This window comes from Litoribacterium kuwaitense (assembly GCF_011058155.1).
GTDB classification, from domain to species: Bacteria; Bacillota; Bacilli; order Bacillales; family DSM-28697; genus Litoribacterium; species Litoribacterium kuwaitense.
This window is the reverse complement of the sequence record NZ_JAALFC010000062.1, coordinates 1-10,847: the sequence shown is the minus strand read 5'-3', so window position 1 is coordinate 10,847 and position 10,847 is coordinate 1. Positions and strand designations below refer to the sequence as shown.

At 43.8% G+C, this 10,847-nt stretch carries 10 protein-coding genes and 2 pseudogenes; 2 read left to right on the top strand and 10 right to left on the bottom strand.

The window, feature by feature from the left end; translation table 11 throughout:
• On the top strand, nucleotides 1-189 hold a 189-nt coding region (locus tag G4V62_RS18080), incomplete at its 5' end, for a zinc ribbon domain-containing protein (protein ID WP_165204908.1).
• A gap of 91 nt (nucleotides 190-280) precedes the next feature.
• Here G4V62_RS18080 and G4V62_RS18075 read toward each other — a convergent pair.
• The 4 genes and pseudogenes from G4V62_RS18075 to G4V62_RS18060 all read right to left on the bottom strand — a co-directional run bounded on the left by G4V62_RS18075 (nucleotide 281) and on the right by G4V62_RS18060 (nucleotide 3,771).
• A pseudogene (locus G4V62_RS18075) lies at nucleotides 281-1,269 on the bottom strand (LacI family DNA-binding transcriptional regulator).
• A gap of 128 nt (nucleotides 1,270-1,397) precedes the next feature.
• Entirely contained in the window at nucleotides 1,398-2,261 is an 864-nt protein-coding gene (locus G4V62_RS18070) for a Cof-type HAD-IIB family hydrolase (RefSeq protein WP_165204906.1), read from the bottom strand.
• Nucleotides 2,262-2,388: 127 nt separating this feature from the next.
• Nucleotides 2,389-3,204 carry a DUF4397 domain-containing protein gene (locus G4V62_RS18065; protein ID WP_165204904.1) on the bottom strand — a complete coding sequence of 272 codons (816 nt, stop codon included), beginning with the start codon at nucleotides 3,202-3,204 and terminating at the stop codon, nucleotides 2,389-2,391.
• 258 nt (nucleotides 3,205-3,462) lie between these two features.
• Nucleotides 3,463-3,771, bottom strand: coding sequence for a hypothetical protein (locus G4V62_RS18060; RefSeq protein WP_165204902.1), 309 nt, complete (start codon nucleotides 3,769-3,771; stop codon nucleotides 3,463-3,465).
• Between the two features lie 513 nt (nucleotides 3,772-4,284).
• Here G4V62_RS18060 and zwf point away from each other — a divergent pair.
• The gene (gene zwf, locus G4V62_RS18055) at nucleotides 4,285-5,814 is read left to right on the top strand and encodes a glucose-6-phosphate dehydrogenase (RefSeq protein WP_165204900.1); all 1,530 of its coding nucleotides are present in this window, start codon (nucleotides 4,285-4,287) and stop codon (nucleotides 5,812-5,814) included.
• 212 nt (nucleotides 5,815-6,026) lie between these two features.
• On the opposite strand, the gene G4V62_RS18050 is transcribed toward zwf, so the two are convergent.
• The 6 genes and pseudogenes from G4V62_RS18050 to G4V62_RS18025 all read right to left on the bottom strand — a co-directional run.
• The gene (locus G4V62_RS18050; RefSeq protein WP_212508837.1) at nucleotides 6,027-6,677 is read right to left on the bottom strand and encodes a bifunctional 4-hydroxy-2-oxoglutarate aldolase/2-dehydro-3-deoxy-phosphogluconate aldolase; all 651 of its coding nucleotides are present in this window, start codon (nucleotides 6,675-6,677) and stop codon (nucleotides 6,027-6,029) included.
• Nucleotides 6,678-6,785: 108 nt separating this feature from the next.
• Nucleotides 6,786-7,511, bottom strand: coding sequence for a LutC/YkgG family protein (locus G4V62_RS18045; RefSeq protein WP_165204898.1), 726 nt, complete (start codon nucleotides 7,509-7,511; stop codon nucleotides 6,786-6,788).
• Nucleotides 7,498-8,942 (bottom strand): annotated as a pseudogene (locus G4V62_RS18040) (LutB/LldF family L-lactate oxidation iron-sulfur protein). Before G4V62_RS18040 ends, G4V62_RS18045 begins: the two are co-directional and overlap by 14 nt.
• Before the next feature lie 2 nt (nucleotides 8,943-8,944).
• Entirely contained in the window at nucleotides 8,945-9,676 is a 732-nt protein-coding gene (locus tag G4V62_RS18035) for a (Fe-S)-binding protein (RefSeq protein WP_165204896.1), read from the bottom strand.
• A gap of 68 nt (nucleotides 9,677-9,744) precedes the next feature.
• On the bottom strand, nucleotides 9,745-10,467 hold the full coding sequence (locus G4V62_RS18030) for a FadR/GntR family transcriptional regulator (RefSeq protein ID WP_165204894.1): 723 nt from the start codon (nucleotides 10,465-10,467) through the stop codon (nucleotides 9,745-9,747).
• A gap of 151 nt (nucleotides 10,468-10,618) precedes the next feature.
• A partial coding sequence (locus G4V62_RS18025) for a zinc ribbon domain-containing protein (protein WP_165204892.1) occupies nucleotides 10,619-10,847 on the bottom strand: 229 nt, incomplete at its 5' end.

Genomic DNA, 10,847 nt, shown 5'->3' with positions numbered 1-10,847 from the left:
AAAGACGTTAAGAATCTCAACCTTCGCGAGTGGGATTGCCCCTCTTGTGGTATGCATCACAATCGAGATATGAACGCAGGACAAAATCTTAAAAACGAAGCGATAAGGCTTCTAACCGTAGGAACTACGGGGATAGCCTCATCAATAACTGGCGGTTACGCTCGTGTTCTTAGGAATCTCCCACTTTAAACAGCTCGTAAGAGAGTGTTAAGTGGGGGTGGTTCAATGGTTTATTCTATTACACATTAAAATCGACCGGCAAAAGAAATAAATCTAAAAACTATGCTCGTTTCTTCGTCGTCTCTCTGATAACTAAATGCTCTTGAAGGACGTCATGTCGTCCTTCAAGTGCTTCTCCTTCTAGTAGGCATAAGAGTTTTTGCATCGCCTTTGCACCGATGTCTATCATTGGCTGCGCGATCGTCGTCAACTGTGGTCGGAAAATGGAAGAAAACGGGATGTTATCAAACCCGATGACTGATACATCTTCAGGGACGCCATATCCTGCCTCTTGAAGTGCATTAATCACTCCAAATGCCATTTCATCACTTGCGCAAAAAACGCATCCGGCAATTCCTCATTGGCAAGTAATGTTTGAGCAGCTTTATAGCCTCCCTCATATGAAAATCTCCCTTCACAAATGAAAGAAGGATCAACAGGTAGGCCTGCTTCATTCATCGCCTTTACATAACCATTTTTTCGATCAACGCCAAGAAGTATGTTCAAAGGGCCGGCTACGTGAGCAATTTTTCGATGACCTAGAGAAATTAAGTATTTTACAGCCCGTTCCGCACCACCGACGTTATCAATTGACACAATTGGCGCTTGAGCCGCCTGCACATAATCACAAGCTAAAACGACGGCATACTGACTCGCGAGCTCATCAATGAGCTCGGGCTCCATTCGCGCACTTAATAAAATCATCCCATCTGCCTGCTTTTGCCTGAGAAGATTAACATAATCGTACTCATATTCTGGTCCTCGCTCCGCATCTCCAACGATTACTCTGTATTGATTTTCTGTAGCCACAGCCTCAATACCACGCAGCACTTCAGAGAAGAAAGTGTTCGTAATATCAGGTACGACTACGAGGATGAGATTTGTTTTAAGCTTACGCAAATGCCGAGCCAAAACATTCGGCTGATAGTTCAGTTCCTTTACTGCCTCCAACACTCTTTCCCTCGTCGCCGGTTTTACTTGATCAGGCTGATGGAACACTCTAGATACCGTCGCTGTGGATACATTAGCGAGTTTTGCAACTTCCTTCATTTTAACCATGCCAACGCATCCTTTCTAATAGTCCTTTCATCCTCGTATTATACCTGCCGATCCTTCCTGATTACACCCTTATTAGGATATTCAAGCGTTTTTCTCAACAACGTCATAGGAAAAACCCTTCATCGCACTTGAAGGGTTTTTAAAATGGCGTGAGCGACACCATGCGCTTCATTTGTTTTTGTAATTTCATTGGCATGATTTTTTATCTCATCCTCAGCATTCCCCATCGCAACAGCTGTACCTGCCATCTTAAACATTGACAAATCATTATAATTATCACCGATGGCCATCGTCTCTTCAAGCGTCCAGCCATTTTTGTGAACAAAACGTTCCAACGCAAGACCCTTTTGCGCTTCAACGTTAGTAATTTCCAAATTCTCTTTTCCAGACGAGCTAACAGCAATATCCTCATATGCTTGAAGCCGTTCTCTCGCTTCGTTTAAACTGCCTTTATGAAACGAAAAACATAGGATTTTAAGTAACTCGACCGACTCTTTACGAATAAGCGTATCGTAATCTTCTACGAGATGAAGCCGTCCATCGCTGACATGTTTTTGTGCCACTCTCGTCAAATGCTCATAGTTCGCTTGTGAGCCTTGATTTCCCATAAAGATATTGACGAGCACTGAAATGGCTTTATCATAATCAGTTGTGTAATTTCCTTCATTTGTATATAGCTCAAAGTATATTCCGATATCTTTCAAAACTTCTTGAATCCGTGTAAATTGCTCTTTCTCAAGCAAGTCAGAGTCGAGTAGCGTCCCGTCCTCTCTCCAAGTTTGGGCACCATTTACACAAATCATCGGTAGTTCCAATCCTGCTTTTTGAAGAGGGAGCAATGCCTCTTCTTTTGAACGTCCTGTACAAATAACGATTTCAACACCTTGACGTCGAGCGTATTGAATCGCATCTTTTTCTTCATCAGCTACTTCTTGACTTGAGGAAAGCAACGTTCCATCCATATCAATGGCAATGCATTTCATTCCTTGATCCCCGCCTCATCTGATCAAATTATTTTGCTACTTACCACCTTATCATACGCATTTCTATTTCTTTTGTAAAATTGTGGCGGGGAATGAGTTAAAAATTCATTAAAACATTTACATTTAGTTAATCTTCAAGTATCAATGCTTGTAACGGTGGTTCGGCACCGGCAAGCCCAATCGCATATATGCTATATACTCGGTTTGGCTCAAAAGTGACATCTGGGACGTCGAGAACGACTGAGCCTGTATTTGCATCAACAACTTCCAAATCAATCGTCATCGGAGAAATCCCAAGATAATCGGTCACTTCTGAAAAAGCGACATTTTCAAACACGTTATCTCTGTCTTTAACACGTACAGTGACATTTGGTGCTCCCGGTGCTAAATGGATAAAGCGAACTTTCGATTCGTTCGCCGGCACTCTTGGTGAATCTTCATACACATAGAGCGACAGGTCTTCTAATCGGTTTCCTACGGCAAGCGTATACGCCTGTCCACCTTCAAGAGTTAGTGTCTCTGAAAGGACTGGTTGATCGGTTTCACCAGCTGGGAAAACTTCAATCACATATTTATTCTCTGGCACACGGGCATACTGGCTAAATTGTTCATAAGCAAACTGCCTTAACAGAGGCTGCCCGTTGACATACACATCGACAGGTGGCGCATCAGGCGATGCATGGAGGACACGAATATACGAGTAATACGTATATTTGGACGGATCGGCGATTGTTCTCGTCTCACGTTGTTCACGATATGGATGGTATGGTGCATTAACCTGATGATGTCCTTGAGCTTTCGACTGTTCACACTGAACGAGCCAGCACACATAGTAGTAATGCTTTTGATAATAATGAATGTGACACGCAGGATCAATATACTTGTAGTATTCAGCCAGTAACCCATAATACGATGCCTTTTCTGCAATGGCTTGTACGTGCATAGATTGTACACTCCCTTTCGTTCGATTCAGCATTACATGTATATGCACTCATTCATAGACTTAATCCTTTTTTTCAAGCTATAAAAAAAACTGGTGGCTCTACCCCCAGTTGTTGAAACGTTCATTTATTTACTGGCAATCGTTACTTTGATCGCAAACCTCTGTTCATTTATCCGCTAAAAGGTCACTTCTCTATTTTCGTTTCATATAGGAAGTCTCCTTTCGGCAAATGCGCACTTTTTCAATGTCACCTATGGATCAAGCCCCCTGCTCATCTTGTGTAGTAATGATCGTTAGCTGATAGTGAAAATCATTATGCTCAATGTCATATTCATAGGCAATATCAAGTTGTTGTAAAATATCTTCAATAAAACGGTGGTCTAACGTATCATCAAGTAAGACGACTTCAAGAAGCGAACCGTGAATAATCATATATCCGCATAACATTCTTTCGACATTGACTACACTTTCCTTAAAAAATTCAAAGCGCGTTTGAGAGTGGCCATCAATAGAATACATCCGAATCATTGGCAGGCGTTCAGACGACACGTGGCGTTTTTTCAACATCTCTAACACCCTTTCGCGCATATTTTCTGAATACATAGAATTATAACACTTATTGTAAGCGCTTGCACGTCTCGTATTTAACGCTTTAATGTGTAAACATCTTTCAAGAAATGTGGTACAATGATTAGTAGATATCCAACAATACACTCAGAGTAGACAGACTCTTCACTCACCGTGACCATTTTCTTTACGGTTCACTTTTTGTCTCTATTGTGTACTATACAGTGAGACTAATGTCCTCTCTGAGGCGTCAAAAAATATTTGATATTCCAATAAGCTTTTTGTACACTTAAATAACAATGCATCTTAAGTGGTCAGTTGGTTATATTCATGACTTGATGATTTAACAACGTCTATATTTTATATATGCTCATATCGCTCACATGTCACTTCACCACATTTTTACTCTGGTCTTTATGCTTCAAGTGGAAGGAAACACATCATAACAAAAGAATTCTATCCATTATAGGTTTTAACCCTATGTGGAAAAGAACGTAGCAAAGGAGAAAAGCAATGACTAACCAGCCTTCATGTGCCATCGTAATTTTTGGAGCTACAGGAGATCTTGCGAAACGCAAACTCTTTCCTTCCCTTTATAACTTGTTTAAAAACGGCAATTTGTCACACCGTTTTTCTGTCGTTGGTGTCGCCAGAAGAAAATGGTCAAACGACTATTTCAGAGAACGCGTCATTGAGGCTGTCCAGGAAGCAAGCGGTGAAACTGTTTCTGAAGAAGAAGCCCGTTCATTTTCAGAGCACTTTTACTATCACCCCTTCGATGTTACAGACACTGCTTCATTTACAAGCTTAAAGCAGCTTTTGGATCAATTGGATCATACATATGACATTCCAAATAACCGTTTGTTTTATTTAGCAATGGCGCCAGAATATTTTGGGACGATTGCCCTTCACTTAAATGAAGCTGAATTGACAAATGTTGACGGGTGGAAACGCCTCGTCATTGAAAAGCCCTTTGGTCATGACCTGCCTTCTGCCGAAATTTTGAACGATCAAATTCGAGAAGTATTTAAGGAAGAAGAAATCTTTCGAATTGACCATTACCTAGGCAAAGAAATGGTGCAAAATATTGAAGTCATTCGATTTGCCAATGCAATGTTTGAACACCTTTGGAGCAACCGCTTTATTGCGAACGTACAAATTACATCCAGTGAGTCGATCGATGTTGGCGATCGCGGACATTATTATGAGAAATCAGGCGCACTGCGCGATATGGTTCAAAACCATATGCTGCAGATGGTATCCCTGCTTGCTATGGAACCGCCGATTAACCTATCCACCGAAGAAGTACGCGGTGAAAAGGTCAAGGTACTTCGCTCCTTAAGAAAAATTACCAAAGACGACGTCGACCAGTATGTCGTTCGTGGACAATATGGTCCTGGTGAAGTGGACTCTACAGAAATTAAAGGCTTCCGCGAAAATGAAAAAGTGACTGATGAATCGAACACAGAGACTTTCGTAGCTGCAAAACTGATGATCGACAACCACCGCTGGGCAGGTGTCCCATTCTATATCCGGACTGGAAAAAGCATGACAGTCAAATCAACCCAAATTGTTATTGAGTTTAAAGACTTGCCGATGAATTTATACAGTCAGCAGCATGTCAGTCTAGGGAAAAATTTGCTGACGATTCATATTCAGCCAGATGAAGGCATCACTTTGCAAATGAACGTGAAAAAGCCTGGAAGTAACGGTGAAACAACACCCATTGCTATGGAGTTTTCTAAGAAGAGTGCCCTAAAAATGAACTCTCCAGAAGCTTACGAACGCTTAATGCACGATTGTATGCTTGGCGATGCGACGAACTTTACTCGTTGGGATGAGGTCGCTTATTCATGGAGATTTATTGACCCCATTGCCGAGCACTGGCAAGTGAAAAAAGAGGCTTTTCCGAATTACGCTGCCGGTACGATGGGTCCAGAAGCCGCCGACCAGCTCTTAGCAGCAGACGGCTTCCACTGGTGGCCGATTAAAAATGTTGAGAATAATACAGTCGTTTCCGGGAAAGCGCTGGATGATCAGTAATTCTCTTCTAATAAAAAAGGAGGACATTCACGTCATGTGAAGTCCTCTTTTTTAGTGGGTTGTAAAAGTTATTTGCTTAAGAGAAAGGTTCTACATCATTTGTAGGGTCTTAGTAAACAATGACATACAATCGATACAAGCTCCTCTATCTTTCATGCCCTTGAGTTGTCCAAAAACAAACGAGCGATAGGAGATGCGTGACAAGCGTTTCGTCACTCATTTTCCCCGCGTGCTTCTGTGATTTTCTGCTTAAATGCTTTCGCCCGTTCAGTAATCTCATCATATCGTCCTGCTTGTGCAAGCTTAATGTCAACAAGTGCACCGCCGAGGCCGACAGCACAAGCACCAGCTCGGATAAAATCTTGCACATTGTCCAACGTCACACCGCCAGTCGGCATCATATCGACAAAAGGCAGGGGTCCGCGAACATCTTTAAAAAATGTCGGACCTACAACGCTTGCCGGGAAAACTTTGACGATATCCGCACCAGCTTGATACGCTTGCACTACCTCCGTAGGTGTCATCACACCAGGAATGGCAATTTTATTGTAGCGTTTCGTCATTTGAATCGTTTCTGCATCAAGGTGAGGTGAAAAGATAAATGCGGCGCCAGCATCAATCGCTTGTTTCGCTGTATATGCGTCAAGCACCGTTCCTGCCCCAATCAATGCCTCATCTCCGAGGAGCTCACGCGCCTTCTTGATCATCGTTGCCCCTTCGACAGAGTCCATCGTGATTTCGAGGGTCGACACACCGCCATCAGCTAATGCACGAGCCAAGGGCTCAATCATGTCCTCATTTGCCCCACGTATCACTGCGACCATACCAGAGTCCTTGAGCTGCTTGATTTGCTCTTCTTTCAAAATCGTTCACCCCATCGTCTGTTTTCAACATTCATTTTTTAATATTCCGTTCAATGATGATGATAATATGTTACATGTTACTTTGCGATTTTTCGCTCTCTTTTTTCATTACAGGTCTTCAATAAGCACATACGTCGCTTTGATCGGACCGTGAACACCAACGACGAGACTCATTTCAATGTCCGCTGAATTGCTCGGACCAGAAATCCAATTAATGCACGAAGGCACCTTCCCTTCGTCGTCACTGATTTCACTAAGACGATCCATTGCTTGTGTTAACCGTGGGACAAGTGTACTTTTAGGGATTAGAGCAATGTATGTCGCCGGAAGCAATGATACCGATCGCCCTTTTCCTTCTCCACTACAAAGCATAACCGTTCCCGATTCAGCCAAGGTACAATCTGTAAAGGTGATGCCGATATTGGCTTGTTCACAAAACTTTACGCTTTGCTCGTTTTGCTGGTCATTCCATGCAAAGGTTTCGATTCCATCACCTGGAAGGTCACAAGCGAGCCAATCCGCCAACTGCACCTCCTCAAAACGTTGATCGTTCCAGTAGGCGATAGGCCCTCCTCCATGGGCTTCAATCGTTCGCCCAAGATCTTCTCTCAGCTTCTGACTTGACGTCTTCACGAGCTCCGTATGAATCTCTTGACATTGCGCTTCCAAAACCGTCACCAACTCGTCTGCGCTAGCATGTTGCAGAACTCTTTCTTGCGGTGAATGATGCCATTTCGGACGCTCAACTGTCGATTGGCGCTCTCTCCCTAAAGCACTTGCTACCTTTTCCAGAAAAGGCGCTTTTCCGTGAATACGTTCTTCAATGTTTTCCATTTGTCACGCCACCTTTACCTTTCTTATGCTGCTTATACCAGTCGCGGAACCGCTCTTTTCGAGGTGCTGGAAAATCGCGTGCATCCGTCCATCCAGACAATGGGCCAGGACCTTTCGGGATATACTGATTGGAAGCCCATGGGACTGCAAGAAAAGGTGCCGCTTTTGTCGCCCATCGGAAGAGCGTTGCAGAGCTTGTCACTTGTTGAAAACCTTTCATCGCGATTTTTTCTGTGATTGGAGGGGTCGTTTCCTGTTCAACAATCACTTTCCTGTGTTCATTTAACAACTCGTGCAAAGGTATCTTCACTGGGCAAGCATCTGTGCAAGCAGCACAAAGCGTCGATGCATAAGGCAATTCCTTATGGTCATCATACCCATCTAAAAGAGGCGTTAATACAGCGCCGATTGGACCAGGATAAATCGAACCATATGCATGACCACCAACGTGTCTATAAACTGGACAAACGTTCATACATGCCGCACAACGAATACAGTGTAGCGCAGACTGGAATGCCGTCCCGAGGATGTTTGAACGTCCATTATCGACAATCACGAGATGAAACTCTTCCGGTCCATCTCCTTCTGCTGTATCCCTTGGTCCGGTCAATGCTGTAATGTAGCTCGTCAACTTTTGGCCAATCGCACTTCGGCATAACAGACTGACAAGGATATCAAGCTCCTTAAAGGTTGGAACGATACGCTCCATCCCCATCACAGTAATTTGTGTGGAAGGCAGAGCTGAGCAAAGGCGCGCATTCCCTTCATTTGTGACGAGACTAATACTTCCCGTTTCGGCAACAGCAAAGTTACACCCCGTAATTCCAATATCTGCAGACAGGAATTCTTCCCTTAGCATCTCACGTGCATGCCGGGCAAGCTCTTCAGGGTTCTCTGTTTTCTCATAACCTATTTTTTCTTGAAAAACGTCGCGGATTTGGTCTTTATTTTTATGCAATGCCGGCGCAACAACGTGAGAAGGTGGATCATGATCGTCTAACTGCAAAATATACTCACCAAGGTCTGTTTCGATGACTTCTGCACCTGTTTGCTCAAGCACATGATTTAAGCCAATTTCTTCAGTCACCATCGACTTCGATTTGACGATCTTTTTCGCTTCTTTCTTCTGGACGACCTGTTGAATGTACTGGTTTGCTTCCTCACCATCTGAAGCAAAAATACATGACCGCCTCGCTTTGCAACTTCATGACTTAACTGTTCTAAATAAACGTCAAGATGCTCAATGGTATGCTGCCGAATTTCTTCACCGAGCTCGCGCCATTCTTCCCAGTCACCAAGCGCTTCCTCAGCTTTTGACTTTCGATCAAAAAGCCTTTCTTGTGCGCCAGAAACGGCACCACGCATAAACGTATTTTCAAGCCCTTCCTGAACTCTCGTATCAAAGGCGCGATCACCAAATCGAATCCCCATTGTTATTCCCCTCCGTTCATCTTGTTATTTAATACAGATGCAATATGCATCACTTTGACCGGTGACTCTCTCCTCCTCAGGCGACCACCAATATTCATTAAGCAGCCCCAGTCCGCACCAATGAGGACATCTGCTTCTGTTTCTTCTACGTGCCCTGCCTTTTCATCAACCATCTCCTGTGAAATCGGCGGCATTTTCACGGCAAATGTCCCTCCAAAGCCGCAACAGTTTTGTGCATTTTTTAAAGGGATCATCTCCAAGCCTTCCACATGTGCCAAAAGGCGGGCGGGGGCCTCAGAAACCTTCAACAGACGTGTCATATGACAAGATGTATGATACGTCGCTCGTGCATGAAGTGACGCACCAACGTCTTCCACCCCGAGCACATTGACGATAAAATCTGTTAGCTCGTACATTTTGCTGTGTAACGCTTCAGCTCTTTGCTTCCACTTCGGATCATCTTCAAACAAATGCGGATATTCCTTACACATCGTCGCACAAGATCCGGATGGCGTGACGACATAATCTGCATGGTCAAATACGCTGATCATATGTTTCATCGTTTCTTTAGAAAGCGTATGGTAGCCACTGTTAAAAGCGGGTTGACCACAGCACGTTTGTGCTTCGGGAAAATCAACGTCACACCCAAGACGCTCTAACAATTCAACAGTATCTTTTCCGGTTTCAGGATAAAACACGTCCATTAAGCAAGTTGCAAAAAGACTGACTTTCATTCTTCTCTCTCCTCTTATCAGGTCATCAGATGACTGATGAGTTATATCTATACGTGTTCTAAATCGACTTAAGGCGCCCATTTTTCTTGCGAGCGATTCCACTGGTCAAGCACCGTCTGTAAATGCTGCCGCATCGCAGCACTTGCCGCCTCTCCGTCCTGCTGTGAGATTGCTTGATAGATGCGCGCATGCTCATGAGATAACACACTCATGACGTCCTTATCTTCATAAAAAGCAATCAGTCTTGTTTCTCTCATCGCTCGTTTTAACATTTCTGAGATTTGATTCCAAAGCTGCTGTAAAATTGGATTGCCAGCTGCTGAAACGATGGCCTCATGAAATAAAAAATCTCCCTTTTCGCCTGCTTCAACATCCCCTTCGGACCTTGCCATTAACTGCAATGCTTCTTTCATGATGCGAAGGTCCTCATCTGTTCGCCTCGTTGCTGCTGCTTGAGATGTGCCGGTTTCTAAATAAAGACGAACCTCAAGCAAATGATCGATATCTTCTTTTTTCATAAGTGCTGCAGTGTAAAGCGCGAGTGAAGGCTCGTCTTTTTGGAAAGTGGTGACGAATGTCCCTTCTCCATGCCTCATTTCTACTAAGCGCATCGCCCGCAATGCACTTAGAGCCTCTCTGACCGCTGAGCGGCTGACGCCAAATTCTTGTGCTAAAGCTTCTACAGAAGGTAACCGTTCGCCACTTTTAACAACACCACGTTGAATTCTTTCAAGTAAACGATTCATCACTTCTTCTGAGATATTCAGTCGTTTAATTTTTCCTGCTGACACGTCAGTCCTCCTCTCATACCTAGTCTTTCCATTTTATCGAACTGTCCACAGCCCATCAACAGAATATTTTGAACTACCCCCACTTAACACTCTTACGAGCTGTCTGAAGTGGGAGATTCCTAAGAACACGAGCGTAACCGCCAGTTATTGATTAGGCTATCCCCGTAGTTCCTACGGTTAGAAGCCTTATCGCTTCGTTTTTAAGATTTTGTCCTGCGTTCATATCTCGATTGTGATGTGTACCACAAGAGGGGCAATCCCACTCGCGAAGGTTGAGATTCTTAACGTCTTTATTTTGGTAGCCACAGCTCGAGCATAGTTGACTGGAAGCAAATGTTTTTGATACAGCAACGACTTGTTTGCCATACCATGTCGCTTTG

Bases quoted from the DNA above. Each gene is read 5' to 3' on its own strand.
- G4V62_RS18065 (WP_165204904.1), bottom strand. From the start codon at position 3,204: ATGCACGTACAAGCCATTGCAGAAAAGGCATCGTATTATGGGTTACTG.
- G4V62_RS18045 (WP_165204898.1), bottom strand. From the start codon at position 7,511: ATGGAAAACATTGAAGAACGTATTCACGGAAAAGCGCCTTTTCTGGAA.
- zwf (WP_165204900.1), top strand. From the start codon at position 4,285: ATGACTAACCAGCCTTCATGTGCCATCGTAATTTTTGGAGCTACAGGA.
- G4V62_RS18060 (WP_165204902.1), bottom strand. From the start codon at position 3,771: ATGTTGAAAAAACGCCACGTGTCGTCTGAACGCCTGCCAATGATTCGG.
- G4V62_RS18035 (WP_165204896.1), bottom strand. From the start codon at position 9,676: ATGAAAGTCAGTCTTTTTGCAACTTGCTTAATGGACGTGTTTTATCCT.
- G4V62_RS18070 (WP_165204906.1), bottom strand. From the start codon at position 2,261: ATGAAATGCATTGCCATTGATATGGATGGAACGTTGCTTTCCTCAAGT.